This window comes from Schaalia radingae (assembly GCF_900106055.1).
Taxonomy (GTDB): domain Bacteria; phylum Actinomycetota; class Actinomycetes; order Actinomycetales; family Actinomycetaceae; genus Pauljensenia; species Pauljensenia radingae_A.
This window is the reverse complement of the sequence record NZ_LT629792.1, coordinates 419,365-441,277: the sequence shown is the minus strand read 5'-3', so window position 1 is coordinate 441,277 and position 21,913 is coordinate 419,365. Positions and strand designations below refer to the sequence as shown.

Below are 21,913 nucleotides of genomic sequence, written 5' to 3'. Positions count from 1 at the left end.
ACGCAGGTAAGCGGCCATTTAGCCTGCTCTTCGAACCCCGCACTCACATCATCTCGATTGATATGAGGATTCTGAGGTCTCCTCACCAGCGCATTTTGACGTACCATATGTGCCGATATGGCACATCTTCTTGGCACAGACAACCTGCATATGGAATACCCCACGACCGTCGTCCTTGATCAGGTCACCGTCGGAGTTGACGAGGGCGACCGAATCGGCGTGGTGGGTCGCAACGGAGACGGCAAATCCACACTCTTGCGGCTACTGACCCGCCAGATCACACCTGACAGCGGTCGCGTCACTCATCGTCGCGACCTGCGCCTGGGATACCTCAGCCAGTCTGATCGTCTGAATCCGTCTCACACCGTCAAAGAAGCACTAGTGGGAGATCGCCCGGAGTATGAGTGGGCGTCCGACGCGAATATCCGATCCATTATTTCTGGACTGGCTTCGGATATCGCATGGGATTCCCTCGTCGGTGATCTTTCAGGTGGACAGCGCCGACGCGTCGATCTTGCGCGCCTGCTTGTGGGCGAGTGGGATGTGCTGATTCTGGATGAACCAACGAACCACCTGGACATCGAGGCGGTCGCGTGGCTGGCTGACCATCTCAAGTACCGGTGGAGTCCGCGCGACGGTGCGCTCATCGTTGTGACGCACGATCGGTGGTTCCTTGATGAGGTGTGCACCCGCATGTGGGAGGTGCATGACACAACGGTTGAACCGTTCGAAGGCGGATACGCAGCGTACGTCCTGCAGCGTGTGGAACGTGACCGGATCGCGGCTGCGACCGAAGCGAAGCGCCATAACCTGATGCGCAAGGAACTTGCCTGGTTGCGTCGCGGAGCGCCGGCGCGCACGTCCAAGCCGAAGTTCCGTATCGAAGCGGCGAATGAGCTGATCGCTGACGTACCGCAGGTGCGCAACCCGATTGAACTGCAGCGGCTATCTGTGGCACGCCTGGGCAAACAGGTGGTGGATCTGCTGGACGTGTCGGTTTCGTTTGATACGAACGAGGTTCTGCGCGACGTGACGTGGAGGATCGCACCCGGAGAGCGCAGCGCTATCCTCGGCCCGAACGGTGCGGGCAAGTCAACCCTGCTCAACGTCATCAGCGGTGCGCTGAAGCCGACGTCGGGGCGAGTACGTCAGGGTAAGACTGTTCGTATCGGAGTGCTCGACCAGCAGTTTTCGCAGCTGGATGAGATCTCGGGTGACCGCGTGCGCGAAGTGCTTGGCCGCACCAGAACAACGTTCGTCGTGGACGGTAAAGACACCACTCCAGCGCAGATGCTGGAGCGCCTCGGATTTCGCCACGAGCATCTGTCAGCGCGCGTCGGAGAACTGTCGGGCGGGCAGAAACGCAGGCTGCAGATTCTGCTCGTCCTGCTTGACCAACCCAATGTCATGATTCTGGACGAGCCGACCAACGACGTCGATGCCGATATGCTGACCGCCCTGGAGGACGTCCTCGACACGTGGCCGGGCACGCTGCTGGTTGTGTCGCACGATCGGTACCTGATTGAGCGCGTCACCGACCAGCAATACGCCATCATTGACGGCACGTTCCGCCATCTGCCCGGTGGGGTCGAGCAGTACCTGAAGATCCAGGGCCAGACTGAGCCCGCGGAACCATCACCTCCTGAGGAGGAAACCGAGAATTCCGGCGCTCGCGCCTACGCTGCACAAAAAGAGCTGTCAGCGCTGGAGCGAAAGATGGACCGCCTGACACGCCAGGACGAGGATCTGAAAGCGCAGATGGCAGACCATGATCCGACTGACTACGTGGGGTTACAGGACCTTGCGGATCAGGTTCGCGCAGTTGAGGACGAGGTTGGCCAGCTCGAAGCACAGTGGCTGGAGCTGTCCGAGGAGCTCGAAGATCAGAGGTAACTACTCGTGATCTTCCACGCTCTGCCTCTCTTGTGCCGGCGCCGGGGAGTTCCTCGGCGCCGGCCTCGTACAAGCCCTCTTACTTCTTGTTGGAGAAGTCGTTCAGCTCGTACTGTTCGGCAGCGTTTTCAGGTGTGATCGGGGTGGTTTCAAGGACCTGCTGGGCCTCGACCGGCTCGCCCTTGATCATCGCCAAAATGGTGTCAACTGTTTCCTTAGCACCTGTCGGATAGATGAAGGTACCTGCCAGCTGGCCTTCCTGAACGGCTCGTATGCCACCGTCAGGAATTGCGAGGCCGTCAATACCGATGAACTTGATGTCGTCGGCTTTGCCGGCACCGGCCGCAGCCAGGTATGCGCCCAGCGCCATCGGGTCATTATGCGCGTAGACCAGGTCAATGTCTTCACCGGACTGCAGCCACTGCTGCATGATCTTGGTGCCCTCTTCCTTGATCCACTTTGCGTCCTGATCCTTGACGATCTCGATCTTCGGGTTCGCAGCGATTGCGTCACGGAAGCCCTGGTCGCGGTCGATCTGAGGCTGGTTCGAGGTAATGCCTCGCAGCTCGACGACTTTACCGCCATCAGGTAGAAGCTGGAGTGCCAGTTCACCTGCGGCCTTACCGATTGCCACGTTGTCACCGCCGATGAAGGAGGTGATGCAGTCCGTGTTCACAGCGCGGTCCAACACGATCACCGGGATACCTGCTTCACATGCCTGCTCAACTGGCGGGGTCAACGGGTCAGACTCGTTAGGCGAGACGATCAGAATGTCAACGCCCTGCTGAATGAACTGCTGGACCTGACTCACCTGACGTGAGGAATCCTGCTGAGCGTCAGCAATCGGCAGCAACTCAAGGTTCGATTCCTGCCCGATGTAATACTCCAGCTGTGCGTTGATCTGCGCACGGTATGGCTCAGCGTTGTTGGCCTGTGAGTACCCGATGACGTACTTGTCCTTTTCGGGCAGCAGACGTCCGTCGCTTGCGCCAGCCGCGCTGCTCTGATCAGTTGTGGCACTCGATGCGCCTTCATCTGTCTGTGAGCCGGATGTCGACTGATCGTTGGTTGCGCACGCGCCGAGCGATGCTGCGGCAACCAGGGCACCCGCCAGGAGTACCGGTAGTTTGCGTCGCGTGATTGTCATGAGAGCTCCTTCGCTTTCTTAGTGTTGTGTTTACCTTGGTGTGGACTTCCCCCTCGGCCTACTCCTTCGCGTGTGGCGTCGAGGATGCCTTAACGGGATGCGCGGTTCGTCGTTTCAGGCGAGCCGCAGCGTTGGGAATGAGGTCGGGATGTTGGATCACAACGGCGACCACGAGGATGATGCCTTTAATGATCATCTGCCAGTTGGCACTGAAGTTGTTCAGGCCCAGCACGTTGTCGAGCAGGGTCAGGATCAATGCGCCGATCGACGTTCCGATCACTGTGCCTCGGCCGCCAGCCAGGCTCGCACCACCGATGACGACGGCTGCAATCGCGTCCATCTCATAGGTCATGCCGGCTTGAGGATCTGCTGATGCGTTATAAGCCGCGTTAATCGGACCGGCCAGGCCGCACAGCAAACCAGAGATCATGAAGACAATGACGAGCACTGCTTTGACGTTCACACCCGACAGGCGCGCCGCGGTGGGATTGCCGCCCACCGCGTACACGTGCCGCCCGAACGTCGTGCGTGACAGCAGCAGATGGACGAGGATAATGACCACGATCAGCGCCAGCACAGGGAAATACCCTATTAACGGTATAGGGAACAGCGTTTCGCCTGGCGTCCCCAGCATTCGGAACTGTTGAGATCCCGGAGCCACCTCCCCGTCCGGTCCGATCACATTCGTTCCGATCGACACGTTATGGGAGAACTCGCGGGTAAAGCCTCGTGCGATCGTCATGATGGCCAGCGTCATGACAAACGACTGGATCTTTAAGTACGCGGTGCCGATACCGCTGATGATGCCGAAGAGGGCGCCCACAGCCATTGACGTGGGAACAATCGCGATCACCGGCCAGTTCATTTCCGTCAGCAGCCATGCTGACGTGGTTGAACCGACTGCCATGACTGCGCCCACCGACAGATCGATGCCGCCGGTGATAATGACCAGAGTCATTCCCACCGCCAGGATGCCTCGCGGAGCGAAGTACCCAATGGCGTTCGTCAGGTTTCCTATGTCCGCGAAGCGCCCTCCCTGGCTCCACAGTCCAATCAGGACGATCAGGAGAAGGCCGATATAGCCTTGGGACTGGCTCAACATCAGGAGCCATTTCTTGCGCTGCACGACCGCACCCGATCCGCGCTGCGACTGTGTGCTCATGGGGTTGTTCTCCTTCACTATTTAGCAGTTTCGATGGCATCGACGGCGGGCGCATCCTCTCTGACTGCCTGCCCTTGAATCGGCATTGCCGCGGTGAGTAGGTCTTCCTGAGTGGCTGTGCCGGCGTCAAATTCAGCGGTGATTTTTCCTTCGCACAACACCACGATTCGGTCGCACATTCCCAGTAATTCGGGAAGCTCTGACGAGACAACGATGAACGACACTCCCTGCGATGCCAGCTGCGCAACAAGTTCGTAGATTTCTGCTTTCGCACCGACATCGATACCGCGTGTCGGCTCATCGAGCAAGATCACTTCCGGGTTGGTCAGCAGCCATTTTCCGAGGACGACTTTCTGCTGGTTTCCACCCGACAAGGTGCTCATGAACGCATCCATCGACGGGGTCTTCACCCCAAGAGTCTGAACCTGCTCCTCGCTCGCCTTCTTTTCTCGAGTTTTCTTCACCCATCCGCCTATGCCGGCAAAATCCGACAGGGCGGGGAGCGTCATATTGAAGCGCACGGAGTTTTCCAGGATCAGGCTCTGCAGTTTTCGATCTTCACATACCAGGGCAATCCCGGCGTCGATACTGCGTGCGGGCGTCCGCTTGGTCAGCGCCTTGCCGTTCAGGGTGACCTGACCGATCATGTCCGAGGATGGGGGTGTTCCAAAAATGGATTCGAGTACTTCTGAGCGACCAGCTCCCATCAGGCCGGCGATTCCCAGCACTTCGCCGGGCTCAACCGACAGCGAGATGTCGTGCAGTGCTGCCCGCGACTCGCGCGCATTGGGCATGAGGGAGAGGTGCTCCACCGTCAGTCTGGCTTCGCCGCCCTCGGCGCGGGCACCGGTTTCCTCGGGACGCTGGTGCAGTTCCGAGATCGGACGACCCACCATCATGTGGATCAGTTCTGATCGACTGACGTCCTTCATCTCGCGTTCACCGAAGAACTGTCCATCTCGCAGGACTTCGACCCGGTCAGCAATCTCTTCGAGTTCTTCCAGACGGTGAGAGATGTAGATGATGCCGACTCCCTCGGATGCAAGTGACCTGACAACCTCGAACAGGCGTTCAACTTCAGCATCTGCCAGCGCCGACGTCGGTTCGTCCATGATCAGGATTCGGGTGTTCAGGCTCATCGCCTTTGCCACTTCAATGAGCTGCTGTTCTGCCAGTCGGTATTGACGCACGAACTTTCTAGGATCTAGATCCAGCCCGACTCGCGCCAGCAGATCCCGGGCCGTCGAAATCGTGCGCTGTTTCTTGACCCACCCTCCGGTCGCCTGTTCTCGTCCGAGCCAGATATTGTCTGCCACTGACATGTCGGGGACGAGGTTCAGTTCCTGGTGGATGGTGGAAATCCCCAGCTGTTGTGCGGTGCTGGGGCTATGCAGCGTGACCGGCTCTCCGTCGACCTTGATGTGACCGTCGTAGTCGTTGAAGACTCCAGAGAGCACGTTGATCAGCGTGGACTTGCCTGCTCCGTTTTCTCCCAGCAGTGCCACAACTTCACCGGCGCCCAGGCGCAACGACACATTATCGAGTGCTCGCACTCCTGAAAACGATTTCCCGATATGGTGCATTTCGAGCAACGGTACAGTCACGACGCGCCTCCGATTCGCCATTGATGTCAAGCGCCTAGATTGATCTCCACACCGTATACCAGCTGTTTAGACGACTCAACGATTTCACAGGTAACGGTTTAGCGACATTAGTATTACTATAACCTATATATCACATAGCATTTACTATGCACAATCGCTTGACACTCATTTTTGCTCCATTTAAGCTGATTTTGCCCGAAAACGAAGTGGCGATGCCGCCACTCGACCCAAGGATCAATGATGAATCACCTCTCTCGACCGGGAAAGATCGCACTGGCCGCGTCAACAGCCCTGCTGCTCAGCATCGGCGGACTCGCCCAGGCAGCGCCACCCGACGAAAATCCCGCAACAGGTTGGCAAACCTACACTGACATCACTCGCCTTCCGGAACTGAGCACCGGCACGCAGAGCCGCCAGTTCTCAAGTTTTGATCGCGAAGGTGGCAACGACCACGACGGATTCAGCGGAAAGTACTCCTGCCTGCGCACCACCGATGAAGGATGCGTGCTGGCAGAAGCCACAGGCGCCGGCGAAATCCAATCCATCTGGTCAACGTGGGATCGTGGCGACGTCACCAAGGCCGGCAACATCATCATCGAACTCGACGGCACAGTCGTTCTCAATGCACAGTTCCAGGACGTGGTTGAAGGTAAAGCCGGCGCACCGTTCATCTATCCGTTCGTTGCCGACAAGATGCAAACCTCCGGTGGCGTGTACATCAAGATCCCCATGCCCTACCGCGAATCCATGCGCGTCACGGTGCAGAACAATCCGTTCTTTTACCATGTGTCGTACCGCTCGTTCGCCACCGCTGACGGCATTTCGACCTTCGATCCCTCCAACGTGCCCACCGACCTGCTCGAACAGACTAAGACTTGGGGTACGCAGCCGCCGGCCTCCCTCGTCAATGAGCCGAACCTGCACGCAGACTTCAGTCTTGCTCCGGGCGAATCCACAACAATCGCGACACTGGATGAGCCCGGAATGCTCCAGGCTTTCACCCTTGGCCTGCCAGGTCTCAAGGGCGCGCCGGCACCTGAGCGCATGAACGATGACGGTCGCGCAACGAAGGATTCGACCAGCTTCACCGTGGCGATTGATCCCGCGAACGAGGGAGTCACGCTCACGCGCCGCTATGACCCGATTTCACCTGATCAGAAGGCACGCATCCTGGTTGACGGCACGCAGGCCGGCCAGTGGGATGGCACCGAAGGCAAATCAGGGGTGTGGCGCGAAGAATCGGTTGAACTGCCCGCCGACGCCACCGCTGGCAAGTCATCGATCCGTATCACCAACGAATTCATCTCTGCGGGCAACGACTTCAACGAATTCCGCTACTTCGTCGACTCCAAGGTGGGCGGCGACATGATCCGAACCGACGAAGTCGACGTTGGCGAGGGAACCGACGAATCGCGCGCCTCTGAACAAGCTCACGACTATTCGATCGTGAACGAACGTTGGCACGGAGACCGGACCTATGCGCGCGAAAATACAAACCCCGCTGACGCCGAGCAAATCGCGGCGTCCGACGATTTCCTGACGAATACACATATCCAGATCCACGCCGACGGCCAGTTGACCGTCGACGCGCCGATCGGAGAATTCTTCGGTACCGGTCTGGGTCAGGCGCCCGTTACCTCGCTGATGTTCGGTGTCGATCCCGAAACAGGGACATATTCGTCGTGGTGGCCGATGCCGTTCGGCAAGACGATGACGATCTCACTGGTCAACAACTCTCAGTACACGCTGAACAACGGTACGTGCGATGTCACATTCAACGCGGATGCGAGTGTGGCCGAGCGTTTGAGCGGACCGGTCCCCTCCCTCGGATATTTCTACGCCACGCACCACGCGGGTCCGACCGAAGACGGGCGCGACTGGGTGTTCCTCTCAACTGAAGGCCAGGGCCGCTTCATGGGAGTCAGCCACACCATGTCCTCGTCACAGGGCGACGGCAACGTTCGCGGCTACCTGGAAGGCGATGAGCGCATCTACGTTGACGGGCTGCGCACCCCACAGTGGCACGGCACCGGCAGTGAAGATTTCTACGAGGGTGGCTGGTATTTCGATTACGGACCGTTCTCCGCATTTACCAACGGTGCGCCACTGGAGAAGATCGCTGGAACGTACGGCTGTGACTATCAGTGCGACTCGGCCTACCGACTGCTGATCGGTGATGCGATCGATTTCCAGAGCTCGATCAGCGCCGGATTGGAGCACGGGCCGGATAATCGCCATCCAGCTGAATACTCTTCGACCGCTTTCTGGTACGGCCACGCGGCTGCGCCTGTACTGACCCTTACTGATTCACTCAACATCACCGACGTGGACAGCGAGGCGGCTCACGCGTACTCAGGTGGCGGCGAACCGCGCTCCCTGACCAGCACATTCGAAGGCAACGATGACACGGTCAGCGTGACCGATTCTCTGCGCGACTCGGCTGATCCGATCACTTTCACCGCGGCAGTCAAGAAGTCGAATCAGGGTGTACGCCTGCATCGCATGTCGGACCAGTCGAGTGGCTATCAAAGCGTCGATGTGGCCGTGAACGGCATGCATGTCGGCACGTGGCTGCAGCCCCTGGCCAATCAGACTCATCAGTGGCTGGAGGACACGTTCGAAATCCCCCGCGCCATCACTGAGAACGTCGATAGCATCACGGTTGAGCTGACTCCGCGCGATGGTTCGGCACCGTGGAGTGCTGCGCGCTACGAGGTGTACACGATTGGCGGCGAAGAGGCGGCGACGCCAGTCGAACCGCCGGAACCGGCTGAACCGCCCGCACCGCCTACATCGCCCACGACTGGCGAGCGTCCTCAGGCCGACAAGCCGCCTCGCCTCAGCGCGACCGGCTCGTCTGCACCGATCCTCGCACTCACAGCACTTGGAGCGCTGGGCGTAGGAGCGTGCGCACTGTCAGTTCGCAGACGCCACTGAGCCGTGGGCGGGGCCGCGCATGGTGATGACCCGATCAACCTGATCAGCCTCACGCCATGTTGCGGCCACGCTGTCAGCGGCGCGTTCGTCGGCAACGAGGGCTGCAACTGTTGGCCCCGATCCGGACAGGATCACCGCGAGCGCGCCGCTTTCGCGTCCGATCTCAATCGTGTCGGCCAGTTCGGGTCGCAACGTGAACGCGGCCGCTGCCAGGTCGTTATGTAAGTAAGGTGCCGCCTCGCGCGCACTGGCGGTGAGTGCGGCGAGCGTCTGTTCGTCTGGCCGGGTGAGTTCGGCCCATTCACCCATCTCATCGCGCCGCCTGAAAACCTCCGGCGTCGATAAACCTTCGTGGGCGGTTGCGCATACCCACAGGTGTTCATGTTCGCTGTCCAGGACCTGCATATGGTCGCCGTGCCCGGTTCCCAGCGCGATTCCGCCGACCAGGCAGGCCGGCACATCCGCGCCCAGCGTGCGGCCGACCGCCTGGAGCTGATCTGCGTCCAGTCCTAATTCCCACAGTTCGTTGCAGGCGACGAGGGTGGCTGCCGCATCCGCTGACCCACCGGCCATTCCGCCGGCAATCGGCACGCGCTTATCAACGTGAACCCTCACGCCTGCCGCGGTTGATGCCCACGGGCCGCTTTGCGCCAGGCGCTGCAGGGTACGCGCGGCTCGTGCCGCCAAGTGCCGGTGCGGGTCGAGCTCGTTCATCATGGCGCTTGCCTGACCGTCTACCTCGCCCTCCGGCGTGTACACGGTTGTCGATACCGCGATTCCGGGGGTGCGAGCCGTTGTCACTGTGACGGTTTCACGCAGGTCGAGCGCCTCGAACACGCTGATCAGCGGGTGATATCCGTCTTTTTCCGGCGCGCCGACGCGCAGCAGCATGTTGACTTTGCCCGGGGCGCTGGCCTGAGCTTCACGCATGTGCCTCTCCGTTTCGTGTGGAGGCGTAGGCTCCCTCGGGCGTGGAGGGATCGCGTCTGGCGGCGACGATAAGCCTGCCGAGGTCGACGAACTGGTCGATGGACAGCGTTTCGCCACGAGCCTGCGGGTCGATGCCGGCACGGGTGAGAAGGTCGGCGGCCGCTTCCCCGGATCCCGCCCAGTCACGCAGGGCCGCGCGCAGAGTCTTGCGTCGTTGCCCGAATGCGCGGTCGATCGCATCGAATGTGGCGTCGCGCAGGACAGCGTCACCCAACGGCTCATCGCGCCTGGTGAGCCGCACCAGTGCGGAATCAACGTTCGGAACCGGCCAGAACACGGCGCGCCCGATGCTTCCGGCTCGTTCAGCGTCGCCGTACCACGCGGCTTTCAGGGAGGGAACACCATAGGTTCGTGAGCGGGGCCCGGCGACGAGGCGGTCGGCAACCTCTGCCTGCACCATAACCAGGACATCGCGCAGCGTCTCGAAGCGTTCGAGCAGTCGCAACAGTACCGGCACAGCCACGTTGTATGGCAGATTGGCGACAAGTTTGGTGGGCGCAGCGTCGCCCAACTCGTCCGGCGTCACTTTCATCGCATCCATACAGGTGACGGTGAGGCGCTCTGTTGCCTCGGGCATGCGGGCCCGAACGGTTTCCGGCAGCGCACGAGCCAGGCGTGGATCAATTTCGACCGCATCGACATGTGCGCCGGTTTCCAGGAGCGCCAGTGTGAGCGACCCCAGTCCCGGCCCGACCTCAAGCACGTGGTCATCTCTCCCTACGCCACCTGCTCGCACGATGCGTCGAACGGTTCCGCCGTCGTGCACGAAGTTCTGCCCCAGCACTTTGGTCGGGCGAATGTCGAGGGCAGCCGCGATTGCGTGGATCTCGGCAGGTCCCAGCAGCGCGGATCGTTCGTCTGTTTCGTTCACGTCACGAGGGTATCGCGTGAGCGCGGATCAGTACCAACCGACAGAATTGGAATGCCCGAGCGCGCCGCATGGGGTTCCGTAGCGGCCGGCGACGTATCCCAGGCCCCACGTGATCTGCGTGGCCGGATTCGTCTGCCAGTCAGCACCGGCAGATGCCATTTTCGATCCGGGGAGAGCCTGCGGAATACCGTAGGCGCCTGACCAGGCGTTAGCGGCATAGGGGTTCCAGTGCGATTCGCGATCCCACAATGTCAGCAGGCACTGGAATTCACTGTCTGACCAGCCGCGCTGACTCACCATTTGCTGCGCGATGCCGCGCGGATCTTCGCCCGAGTATGTTCCGGTCGGTGTCGAGCTGATCGTCAGCCCTTCGGCTTCAGCGATGCCGCGAATCTCAGCGAGTTCGGCCTGGCTTGAGATGTCACCGGGTTTGGCTCGGAATCGTACGGACTTGCGGCCATCTGATTCAGTGCCTTCTTCCAACTGGGCTTTCGGATCGATGCCGGCGGCCAGGAGAGCTTCGGGCGTGACTTTCCTGGTGCCGACGGTGACGATTTCCGGTCGCGGTTCCGCTTTCTTGTCGGCCGACAGCACGGCTGAGTAGGTCACTTCGCCGTCGACTGTTTCCTGCCACACCACAGAGCTGTTGGCACCGTGTGTGCCTTCCTGTTCAACGATGCGTTCGCCTTCGAACAGTGCGTCGGACTTGCGTTCTTCTTTCGAGAAGTTCACCGGGGTGTCTGTGCTGACGCGTCCGCGGGTGACGGGCTGGACGCGCACGGACAGTTCGCCGTTTGCCGATTCGAGGGTGACCCGGTCCAGCGGCGACAGCTTGATTCCGTTGTTTTCAATGACGTGTCGTATGTCCTGGCCTGCCCGGACGGTAACATTCTGGATTACGTTGCCGTTTGTTTCAATGACTGGCAGTGTGCGTGCGCGTGACACGAGCGGTTGAAGTTCGGCTCGCATCGAGGAGCGGCTCGCGCCTATCGCCACGGTGGATCCGTAGGTGTCGGCATCTGCCAGGATCGTGTCAATTGAGCTGGACGTCGACCATACGGTGCGTTCTTCGCCGTCGATCGTCAGGTCGTAGGGTTTGGCCGTGCGCACAACGACATGGTCAACTGACGCGATGTTTTCGCTGGGTGTGGGCGAGATCAGGTCGTGTTCACCGACCTGTACGTCGATGCTGGCGAGCGCGTCGGAGACTGTGCCGCCCCACACGGTGACAGGCTGACTGACTCCGTCGACTTCGAGCATCACTGTGTGACGAGCCTGAGCAATACCACCAACCGCGATGCCGGCTACTGCAAGTGACGCTGCACTTGCTGTGGCAATGATGCGTCGCGGGGTCACGGCAGGCTCCTTCCAATCGGCTGTTCCTACCGTAACCGTTTTGTGACTATTTGTGGAGTCGGACCGGAAAATTGTGGTGAGTTGCGCGCTCAGTACAGTCCGAGGCTTGCCGCGCATGCTGGCCACTGGCCCCATCCAGCTGCCGCCTGCAGTGCCTGAGCGCGGGCAGTTTGCTCAGCTGCCGATGCGTCCGAGGGCAGGCCGGTGCCGCCCATCGATTGCCACGTGGGCAAAGTGAACTGGTACATGCCGTAGAATCCGTTGCCCGTGTTGGTCGCCGGATTTCCGCCGGATTCACACTGAGCCAACGCGGCCCACACGTCCGAACCAGCAGTGGTTGCGGGAGCTGCAGTCGGCGTGGAAGCTGTCGTCCTCTGTTGGGCGGCCGCTTTCTTCGTTCCCACCGCGACGATCTTGTTTTGCGGGTCGGTCTTGCTGGTCGATACGGCTGCCGACACGGCGATTTCTCCGCCGACTTTTTCCTCAAAGTACTTGGTCGTCACCGAGCCGTCTTTGCCTTCCTGAATAACCGACGTCGTTCCTTCAGTCAGGGTGTCGTCTTTTCGCTCTTCAGTTTGGAACGGCACTGCGTCGGTCTGCGTGCGGTAGCCGCGCTCAACTCGTGTCACGATGATCGTGATGGTGCCGCCGCGGTTTTCCAGCTTCACGCGATCCAACGGGCTTGTTGTGACGCCCAAGCGAGCCAGGATTGAAGCCGTGTCGTCACCGGTTTCGGCAGCTGTGTCAAGGGTCTGGCCGTCTACCTCAACCTTGATGCGTTCGCCGGGCGCTGCCAGCGGCAATGTGGCACGGGCAAAGGATCGGTCAGCGGCGATGATCGCTGTGCCGTGCTGGGAGAATTCGTCCAGTAAATCGGCCATTGATCCTGCTGTGGACCACAGTTCCACCTGGTTTCCGTCCAGATCCACCGTGTACGGCGATGCAGTCCGTACAACGACGGTGTCACCGTTGGATACTCCCTCGCCCATCGCCGGTGCGACCAGATCGTGAGGGCTGACTTCAACGCCTGCAGCATTGATGACGTCTGAGACGGTGCGGGAGAATCCGCTGACGGGCTGCGAGACTCCGTCGACCTCGAGGGTCACGGTGTTGTGTGCTGCTGCTGCGCCCACTCCGGCCACGCCCACAACTGCGAGCGATGCGGCGGATGCGGCTGCGATAACGGTTCGTCGGCTCGGTGAGAATTCTAAATTCACAAGTGTCCTGAGGTCGTTCGGCTCCGTCGGACAGACGGACTGACTGGTGCCACACTAATAGGTTTTACCCAAACGTGACATCCGACGTCGCACATCTCACATGCGTCGCGTTTGCTTTTCGCCGTCGCACGTGGTTGCGTCCAGCCCTTATGCCCATGCGCCGTATACGCGCGTCGTGTTGTGCCACAACCGGTCACACGCAGCAGCTTCGTCGACGTTCCATAGCTCGGCAATTGCCCGCACGGTGTGGACAATTGAGTAAGTCGCGTTCGGATGACCACGCCACGGCACTGCTGTGAGATAGGGCGCATCAGTTTCGACCAGCACGAGTTCGGGCGGAAGTTCGACCAGCGCTTGACGAAGGTGGGCGTTAGCCGGATACGTCATATTGCCGGCAAATGACGCATGCCACCCGTTCTTCGCCAGTTCGCGCGCCATTGCCGCGTCGCCGGAGTAACAGTGAAAGACGATGAGCTGGTCGGCCGTGGCGGTTTCGTTCAGGATCGCGAGTGTGTCTTCATGCGCATCACGATCATGAATCTGCAACGGCAGGCCTGCCGCGGCTGCGAGTCGAATGTGCGCGCGGAATGATTCCGCCTGCGCTTGTTTGCCGGCATCGGCTGTTCGGAAGTAGTCGAGTCCGGTTTCACCGACGGCGACGACGACCGGGTCATTCAGACGCCGTTCAACCTCCGCGAGTGCTTCGTCCAGCGGAACGTGGTGCTGTTCAACGTGCGGGATGAGGCCATCTGGCGACGGTTCAGTAATTCCGGCATGCAATGCTGCTTCGTTGGGGTGAATCGCAAGCGCCACTCGTATCGCGAGGCCGGGCGCGCCCTCACGCGCAAGCTGCATCGATCCGTCGAAGTCAGGGATTTCGCAGGCAGAGGTGATGAGTCCGCGCACACCGACCTGCTGAGCGCGCTCGAGCTGTTCGTCAAGCGCCAGCCTGATTCCCTCAGCGCGAGGAATCTGTTCCTCATACAGAGGCAGATGAGTGTGGTTGTCGATCACATGACCTTCGAGCGGTTGCGCAGCTGGTGGCCATTCGCGCTTCTTTTTCTTCGACACCGGACCGGTCACTTCCTTCACTGTGGTGACGTGCTTATTCCTCTGAACCGATCCTAACGAACCCGCCGCGTTTGCGGCTCATTCCCTTTGAGGCGGCATATGTCCGCGATAGCGGGTAATTCCGTTGACGACGTCGTACCGGAAGCCGAGTGGAGTTGTCCACTGGTACACACCAGGCTCTGGCTGGTCGAGGTCCCAGCCTGCGTGCGTTTTTGCTCGGTGAACACTTCGCGACAGTGGACCCAGATTCGCCAGATTTGTTTGCCCAGCCGAGCCACCTTCCTCATATGGGACCGTATGGTCCAGGTCGCACGAGGTTGAGGGCGTGTTCGAGTAGGGGAATACCTCGAACGGTTCACGCTGAAGCAGTGCCCTGCGCATCGTCGGCGTCGGATCGTGCCGGTCACCGGCAGGCAGCGATGAGTAGTCAAGGACGGGGCGAATCGTGACCCGAGTATGCGCAAGCATGGATGCGAGTTGCGCGACGGGAACAGAACCGACATCGTCAATACTCGCGCAGTGCGGCGAATCCGGGTAGATATGAGCAACGATCTCAGCTCTGCGCTCAGTTTTCGCTTCACGTCCATTTAACAGTGCCCCCGCCTGCTCGGGGTTCGCCAGCAAGCCGAGTGCACGCGAGCGCCGCTCATCAACCGACTCATCTGGATGCGAGGCGGCCAGCGCAGATGCCAGACTTGCGACGGTGCGGTCAAGATGGAGGGCATCTGTAATGGCGAGTTGCGCATGCATATAGGCGCTGCCGACTCCCTCGTCCATGTCGAACACGACGCGTCTGGCACGCTCGGCAAGTTCTGCACGCACTTCGATCATCTGCGGGGCAATGCGGGCGATCAGAAGGTTCACGTGACGGGTGATGCGCCCCTGGTTCCATGAGCCGATCTGTCCGAGCAGTTCATCGAGCGTCGCGCATTGGGATTCGCCGAGTGTGGACGTCAGCGAGTGAACATGGCAGGCCTTCCAGACGGGGATTTCAGCATCCATGACGCGGTCCCACAGTCTCGGGAGGCGGAAGCGGACACCAAGCAGCGAGTAGAGTTCCTGCAATGTTTGAGAGGGTGAGCATCCTAAAGCGGCAGCAAGTTCGAGATGGGCGAACTCGGCAATGAGCGGGGTGCCGCTGCTTGAGCGCGGCACAAGAGCCTGCTCTCCTTTGAGCACGGCAGTGACCGTCAGAATCGTGTCGACGATCATGCGGGCGCGCTCAGCTTCAGCTTTCCGCCAGCGGGCATCCGCCTCGCGCAGTGCGTTCACCTGCTCGATGGCAGCATCAAGCTCACTGGCGGAACCGCCGCCGTCGGGTGCACCTGCACACACACAAGTATCGAACATGTGTTCTATTGTGAGGGATGGCATGTGCATCTGCGTCCCACGAACACCACTTAACGGGACACAATTTAAGTGATGTGTGTCACATTTAAGCCAGTAGGGCGGCTTCCTATTTTCCGTTCAGCTGCGCGTAGTCAATGCGGCGATCTTTGAAGTGGAACTCCTTGTCGCGGTCATTGATTCCGGGCAGGATATTGACACCCGCACCGATCCAGCAGCCTGAGCCGATGCGAACCGGCATGTTGTACTGGTACCCCTTGCGACGAAGCTCCGGGATGATCGGGTGTCCCGCAGTTGAGATGGTGACGTTCGGGCCAAACATCGTGTAGTCACCGACGTAAATATACGTGTCATCTACGCAGGTGAAGTTGAAGTTGACGTAGATGTTGCTGCCGAAGTTCGCGTAGAACGGAGGCTCGATGTAGCAGTTCTCCCCTATTTCAGCGAACATTTCCTTCATCATCGCCTGGCGTTTGACCTGTTCGGACGGGCGCAGCTGGTTAAATTCGTGGAGTCGTTCGAGGCATCTCGTTCTTGCATGACGCTCATCGCGCAGTCTTACTTGTCGTGTCAAAGGCGGCTGGTCTGCGAAACATTCTAGAAAAGTCACTGCCTCTTCGCACAGCTCAATGCCACTAAGACGCCGCCGTGCGGTACAGTGCCTCAAAGAACTGTTCGGCGAAAGGCGCCCGCTCTCATGACTATGAACGCATTGGCTCGTTCGCTCATCGGGCTTGTGACAAGCCAGAACTCACGTTTCGTCATCCCTGTCTATCAACGCCCCTACTCGTGGGACGAGGAGCAATGCGAACAATTGTGGGAAGACGTGTTGTCGGTTGGAAAGCGCCCAGATGATAAGCACTTCACCGGTTCTATTGTGTGGATCCAAGATGGTGTGATGTCGGAGGTGACGCCGCTCCTCTTAATCGACGGTCAGCAGCGCGTTACAACTGTCGTACTCCTCATGATTGCGCTGGCTCGATACGCTAAGAACAACCCTGACGAAAAGCTCAACTTTTCCTACTCTCGGCTGGTCAACAAGGGGTACCTGATAGATGACGACAGGCATGGTGACGAGCGTTATAAGCTGCTTTTGTCTCAGGGCGATCGAGCTACCCTTATCTCGTTGCTCGAGCATTTAGTGGACGAGGACTATCGAGTCGTCAACAACTCATCACGTTTAATTGCCAACTTGGAGTTTTTCGAGCGAAAGCTGGCCGCCCTCGACAATCCGAATGCAATATGGGATGGTCTGCAGCGTCTTGAAGTTGTATCGATTTCTCTGGATGCAACTCGCGACAATCCTCAGCTCATTTTCGAATCGATGAACTCGACAGGTAAAGATCTTTCGTCAGCCGACCTGATCCGAAACTTTGTCCTCATGGGATTACCCCGAGGCGAACAAGAAAAGCTCTATCAGAACCACTGGCGGCGTATTGAGCAGACCCTTGGCGAAGACACATACGACAGAGTTTTCGATGAATTCATCAGAAACTATCTGACCATTCTGTATGCGCCTGAACCGCTCACGCGTAAAGATGTGTACCCCATTTTCAAGCGCCACGTCACCGAAAACGGGTTTGCCAAGAAAGGGCGGATGGTCGACCTTCTCAGTGAAATGGAAGACGTTGCTCGCTACTACGCGGCAATCACCTCTGGGACCGAGGAGGACCCCCAGCTCAAAGAGCACTTCGACACAATAGCAACACTGGATATGAGCGTCCTCAATCCGCTCCTCCTGTCGTTTTATCAAGATTACGAGGCAGGAGCCTTCGAAAAAGAAGATTTTATCCGCCTGCTTCGTCTGACCGAAAGTTACGTCTTGAGGCGAGCAATTTGCGATGCTCCCACAAATTCGCTGAATAAGTTCTTTCCCAGCATTATCGGAAATCTCAATAAGGTGCAGGAAGAGGGCGGTGATTACGTCGAAGCCTTCCAATCGTTGCTATACATGGCAGCGGGAACCACGCGGCGTTTTCCAACAGATGACGAGTTTTCGCATGCACTACTCACGCGTGACTCTTACCTCTTCAGAAAATCTTTCTTCCTGCTGACAAATCTTGAGAATTTCCACCACCCTAAAGATCCTCACGATTTCGCATCCGGCTCATACACAATTGAGCACATCATGCCGCAAAATGCGCTTGCTCATTCTGAATGGCGCCAGGCGCTGGGCGAGGCCCCTGAGGAAGGCTTTGAAGCCCTCGTCAACAACATCGGCAACTTGACTGTCACTGCCTACAATTCCGAGCTTTCCGACGGTACCTTTACTGAGAAGAAGGAACGCTGCATCGGCGGTTACGCCAACGAATACATGGCGATCTCAGCAGAACTGAAAGATGCAGAGTCATGGGGTGAAGAGGAGATACGAAACAGAGCAGAAAACCTGACTGCAATTGCGCTCAAGCGCTGGCCAGGCCTTGATGTTTCGCCCGATGTAGCCGATCGATATGCGGTGCGAAAACAGCCAGGCAAACGAGCACAGCGCATTATGATTCATGACCTCGTGTCTGCAGGACTTCTTCATGTCGGCGATGTGCTGGAACCCGCTTCTGATCGTTTCACGCAAACAGTGACACTCACCGATAAGGGCGACTTAATCTTGCGTAACGGTGAGAAGTTCTCAAACCCGTCCTCAGCGGCTAGCCGCGTCATCGCCCTCGAAGGAGGTTCTGGAGGACGAAACGGATGGGACTTTTGGCGTCTGAATGACGGTGGCCCCAAGTTGAGCGAAATTCGCCGACGCTATAACGAGGCAGCGACCACGAGCCACCGCGACGCATCCATGGTGGAATTTTGGAACGGTTTCTATGAATACTGTGCGAATCGTCCTGGCTTTACCGAAGCTTTCCGCGACCCGTCGACACGTGAGCCTAATCGCGATAACTGGGCCTCATTTGGCATTGGTCTGCGAAAGTGCGATTTAACAGCATTAGTACGGTTGAGCGGGCAAGAAGTGGCCGTCCAGCTCCACTTTTCTGACGAAGAAAGCTACAGACCCGTCCTCACACGGCGATCCGACATCGAGAAAGAACTGGAATTCCTCGAGGGTACGTTTGAGTGGGACGAGGGCGGCCTCGACAAGACGACCCGCGTTGTGAACGTTGCACGCCCAGCCGATTTGACTGGTGATTCAGTCAATGAGGTGTACGAATGGCTGGCCACAGGTATGCACGCATTGCGGAAGGTAGCGCATCAATTCATGAAGCGGAATCTAGCCTCAATCTAACCCGCTACTCCCACTCTTTCACGCTCGTTTACTGTTGCGTCATTCCAGTTGACTCCAGTTGGCTCGTCGATTTTGACCGTCATACCACCGAATCCCGCTGCGTGACCTCGCGTAGGCGTTTGGGACAAATCCTGGGACAAAAGCGCGAACTATTTCGAAACCGCGAGCCCGCAGTTTCATTTTTGTCCCGGGGACAAGAATGGGCTGGTTTTGAGGCTCAGAAACACCCGAAATGGATGCCAAAAGCAACAATCATCCTCATCGACGCCCGTTTAACGAAGTGAATCGTAGCCAGCGGCTTTATCGTCATGCGTTCCCGCAGGTCAGAAGGGATACACAAGAGCGATGACTGAAAGAATCGTCGCAGGTGGCTTCGTGCATGCCCCTAATCACGCTTCGGAACTGCTCAATAAGGCTGATCGCTTCACTTAGTGAACAAAGGAGCCCTCAGTTGATCGGAGCTCGAAAATCAACGATTCCCCAAGTCAGGTACTCCCATTCCCCTTTTTCCTTATCGAGCTCAGGATACTCGCTCAAAAACCTTTCAACGCCCCTTTCCATGCGCGCAAGCAGGGCAGTTAAGTTGATGTTGATCTTTATGCGGCAATCGCCTTCAATTCCATTCGCCTCTGGTGAGCTGGTGGCTCCATATCCAATGACCAGCTGGCTGTCGTCGTTGAAGACCTGTATATCGATCGAATGTAACGGCGAGTAGTTTGCCCCCGCGCCGTCAACAACCGAAGATCCGGTATGGAGCACAGCGTTTCGCAGCTGGCAGAAATCGGATGCGGTGAAGTTGTCTTCCCGCATGAGCGCATTCATCGTTCGCTCGATATGGTCTCGACTTTGCTCGCGAGATCGGTCGATGTCGTCAACCACAGGGGTGCTAGGAAACCCGAGATACCTTGTACACCAATCTCACTGACCATCTTTATTGCTAGAGTCGATCAAATTCGAACAGACATCTGGAATGGTGACCAGAACCGTCAGGCATGAGATTAGCAGCCCGGCATCGAACGCCAAGCGAGCCTCCCCGATGAGATTTCTCGGCGAGCGCTCAATAATCCGCGGGGCGCCCTGGGGCGCACCCGCTTCGCTTTCGGAAACAGGAAGCAACAGGTCAAGCTCCAAGCACATCGGTTAACCCTCAATCTCTATGCTCTCGCCGCCACCTTTCGGAACCAGCTTCACAGAGTAATCGAGCTGCGCTGCCGTTTGGCACAAGGTCTCCACCTTCATAGTCTTCGACTTTAGGCGCTGGTCTAGCGCCTGCGGGGTGAGACCGAGATCGATAGCAAGGGAGCGTTGGGAGCGGCCTTGCTCCTCGAGTATCGACTTGATGGCTTCTGCGGACCTCATAGCTGCAACATCCCCTGGTAGAAGGTCGACGGGAACATGAATTCGCGTTCTTTTTTCTTTTTGTCGTTGTCGAAACGCACGGCGATTCTGTCACTGCCAATCGAAACGACCTCACCATAGCCAAAGCTCTTGTGGAAGACCTGGGTTCCTTCCTCAATCCTGGAAAGGTCGGCTTCAGTGATAACCGGCTCTTCGGGCTCCAATGCCTTGGGCTCGGACTTTTTCGGATAGCCGGAAAGCCACCAGCCGGCCTTGAAGCTCGTTGCCTTACCGCCTTCCAACTTGTAGGTGAACTGCGCGCCGTTCGCGGCAAGCTCGTTCATGACGACGTCGAGCTCACCGCCGCCGATGGCCCAAAGGCTTCCGCCCTTGGGACGGCGATCGGCGATGCGGACGTTGTGGGACTCGAGGACGTCGATGACCCAGTCCTTCTTGACGGGCGCCTCTCCGAGCGTCGTTGCTTTCGCAGTCGACCTCGAAACGCCCGATGCCGACGGTTTGATCGCGGGCCTTACCGCAACAGCAGGCGACGGAGCCTCCGCCCCAGCGCCGTTGCCCAGAGTGGAACCGTCGGGGGCCACCATCGACTCCTGCTGCTTCGCGTAGAGGTAGTCGTAATTGGACAGAGACGTGTCGTAGAGGCCGACCTTCTCGCCCTCGTGCTTGTTGATGCCAGTGTAGACAAGGCTCGCATCCTCGTAGCGACGGAACTTGTAGACAGCGTCGTTCATGAGGGCGGAATTGAACACGCCAAGCGAGACGAGCAGGTTGAAGTCCGAGACGTCGAGGCCGGTGACCTTCTTGAACAGCCCCGGCTCCAACTGGGTGATGACGTCGTAGAGCGTCTCCTCGCGGTAGTCGGTGAGGTACATGAAGACCGGGATACGCGTGGCGAACTTGATCAGCTTCTCCTGTATCTCCTTGCACTTGGACTTGAACTCCTTCTCCTCCTCGCTGAGCTGCTTCTTCTCCTTTTGGGTGAGGTTGTCACCCTTCTCCTTCTTGACTTTCTTTACCGCTTCCGACTTGTTGATAATGGTCTTGATGTCGTCGTTGAGGCTTCGGAAGCCCTCGATGCTCATGAGGGCGTTGATTGCCTCGTCGTTGGCGAGCAAGCGTCGTAGCGTGTCGTTATCGACGTCGACGAGCAGCGCCGACTCCCAGCGCTTGGCGAGAAGCGTCGCGGAGGTCCCCGCCATGGCGATGTCGAGGATCTCGGAGGCGTTGATCTCCTTCATACGGCTGCCGTCGTAGGCGAGCACGGGCAGGAAGCGGATGAAGTCGCCGACCTTCTGCTCGGGGCCCTTCTTCTCTGTGGAGAGCTGCGTGGAGTAGTCGGACACCATGGTGAGGGCGCGGTCGAGCGCGAAGTCGAACACGTAGCACTCGTTCTTGACGATCTGCATGTTCCCGTCGTCATCCTTGACCGTCCAGGGCGACTGCACGCGAAACGCCGTCTGGAAGTAGGTCTCGGCGCTCTTTACGTTGGAGAGCATGAAGACGCCGGTCCATGGCTTCACCGTGACGCCGGTGGTGAGCTTGCCGCAGGACAGCGTGATGGACTTCGATTCGAGCGGGTCGCGCATCGACTTCTGCACGGGCGGCAGGGCAGCAAGGCCGATGCCCGCGCCCGAGCCTGCGCTCACGTTGACGCGCAGATAATGACCGGTGGTTAAATCGCTGATAGAGGCCAAATCCATTGGTGGGATAATGGCCTTAGATTGCATATG

The 21,913-nt window shown here is 58.7% G+C and carries 15 protein-coding genes; 3 read left to right on the top strand and 12 right to left on the bottom strand.

What is annotated here, in order from left to right; genetic code table 11:
• Window positions 1–117: 117 nt before the first annotated feature.
• Window positions 118–1,893: an ABC-F family ATP-binding cassette domain-containing protein gene (locus BLT69_RS01855; protein ID WP_092648258.1), complete on the top strand. Its 1,776-nt coding sequence runs from the start codon at window positions 118–120 to the stop codon at window positions 1,891–1,893.
• Window positions 1,894–1,972: 79 nt separating this feature from the next.
• Here the strand turns inward: BLT69_RS01855 and BLT69_RS01850 are convergent, their stop codons facing one another.
• The 3 genes from BLT69_RS01850 to BLT69_RS01840 are packed head-to-tail and all read right to left on the bottom strand — an operon-like array spanning window position 1,973 to window position 5,827.
• Window positions 1,973–3,040, bottom strand: a complete 1,068-nt coding sequence (locus BLT69_RS01850) for a substrate-binding domain-containing protein (protein WP_092648257.1) — start codon at window positions 3,038–3,040, stop codon at window positions 1,973–1,975.
• A 58-nt stretch (window positions 3,041–3,098) separates the two neighbouring features.
• Window positions 3,099–4,202 (bottom strand): ABC transporter permease, encoded by a 1,104-nt coding sequence (locus tag BLT69_RS01845; RefSeq protein WP_092648256.1) that lies wholly within the window; start codon window positions 4,200–4,202, stop codon window positions 3,099–3,101.
• 17 nt (window positions 4,203–4,219) lie between these two features.
• The gene (locus BLT69_RS01840) at window positions 4,220–5,827 is read right to left on the bottom strand and encodes a sugar ABC transporter ATP-binding protein (RefSeq protein WP_092648255.1); all 1,608 of its coding nucleotides are present in this window, start codon (window positions 5,825–5,827) and stop codon (window positions 4,220–4,222) included.
• Between the two features lie 216 nt (window positions 5,828–6,043).
• Here BLT69_RS01840 and BLT69_RS01835 point away from each other — a divergent pair, with 216 nt between their 5' ends.
• Window positions 6,044–8,743, top strand: coding sequence for a glycoside hydrolase family 172 protein (locus tag BLT69_RS01835; RefSeq protein ID WP_092648254.1), 2,700 nt, complete (start codon window positions 6,044–6,046; stop codon window positions 8,741–8,743).
• Here BLT69_RS01835 and BLT69_RS01830 read toward each other — a convergent pair.
• From BLT69_RS01830 to BLT69_RS01800, 7 genes are all read right to left on the bottom strand, one after another.
• Complete coding sequence (locus BLT69_RS01830) at window positions 8,723–9,673, bottom strand: 4-(cytidine 5'-diphospho)-2-C-methyl-D-erythritol kinase (protein ID WP_092648253.1); 951 nt, start codon at window positions 9,671–9,673, stop codon at window positions 8,723–8,725. The genes BLT69_RS01835 and BLT69_RS01830 overlap by 21 nt on opposite strands.
• Complete coding sequence (gene rsmA, locus BLT69_RS01825; RefSeq protein ID WP_092648252.1) at window positions 9,666–10,604, bottom strand: 16S rRNA (adenine(1518)-N(6)/adenine(1519)-N(6))-dimethyltransferase RsmA; 939 nt, start codon at window positions 10,602–10,604, stop codon at window positions 9,666–9,668. Before rsmA ends, BLT69_RS01830 begins: the two co-directional genes overlap by 8 nt.
• Before the next feature lie 27 nt (window positions 10,605–10,631).
• Complete coding sequence (locus tag BLT69_RS01820; protein ID WP_257590372.1) at window positions 10,632–11,960, bottom strand: aggregation-promoting factor C-terminal-like domain-containing protein; 1,329 nt, start codon at window positions 11,958–11,960, stop codon at window positions 10,632–10,634.
• A gap of 89 nt (window positions 11,961–12,049) precedes the next feature.
• On the bottom strand, window positions 12,050–13,177 hold the full coding sequence (locus BLT69_RS01815) for a resuscitation-promoting factor (RefSeq protein ID WP_092648251.1): 1,128 nt from the start codon (window positions 13,175–13,177) through the stop codon (window positions 12,050–12,052).
• Window positions 13,178–13,324: 147 nt separating this feature from the next.
• Window positions 13,325–14,248 (bottom strand): TatD family hydrolase, encoded by a 924-nt coding sequence (locus tag BLT69_RS01810; RefSeq protein ID WP_092649049.1) that lies wholly within the window; start codon window positions 14,246–14,248, stop codon window positions 13,325–13,327.
• 78 nt (window positions 14,249–14,326) lie between these two features.
• A complete protein-coding gene (locus tag BLT69_RS01805) occupies window positions 14,327–15,598 on the bottom strand; it encodes an HNH endonuclease signature motif containing protein (protein ID WP_092648250.1) in 1,272 nt (423 codons plus the stop codon).
• Between the two features lie 106 nt (window positions 15,599–15,704).
• A complete protein-coding gene (locus BLT69_RS01800) occupies window positions 15,705–16,169 on the bottom strand; it encodes a sugar O-acetyltransferase (RefSeq protein ID WP_157886308.1) in 465 nt (154 codons plus the stop codon).
• Window positions 16,170–16,292: 123 nt separating this feature from the next.
• On the opposite strand from BLT69_RS01800, the gene BLT69_RS01795 reads away from it, so the two are divergent.
• Window positions 16,293–18,824, top strand: coding sequence for a DUF4268 domain-containing protein (locus tag BLT69_RS01795; protein WP_092648248.1), 2,532 nt, complete (start codon window positions 16,293–16,295; stop codon window positions 18,822–18,824).
• A gap of 447 nt (window positions 18,825–19,271) precedes the next feature.
• Here the strand turns inward: BLT69_RS01795 and BLT69_RS11000 are convergent, their stop codons facing one another.
• The gene (locus tag BLT69_RS11000; RefSeq protein ID WP_257590371.1) at window positions 19,272–19,703 is read right to left on the bottom strand and encodes a hypothetical protein; all 432 of its coding nucleotides are present in this window, start codon (window positions 19,701–19,703) and stop codon (window positions 19,272–19,274) included.
• A gap of 476 nt (window positions 19,704–20,179) precedes the next feature.
• Entirely contained in the window at window positions 20,180–21,883 is a 1,704-nt protein-coding gene (locus BLT69_RS01780; RefSeq protein ID WP_257590370.1) for a hypothetical protein, read from the bottom strand.
• Between the last annotated feature and the right edge of the window lie 30 nt (window positions 21,884–21,913).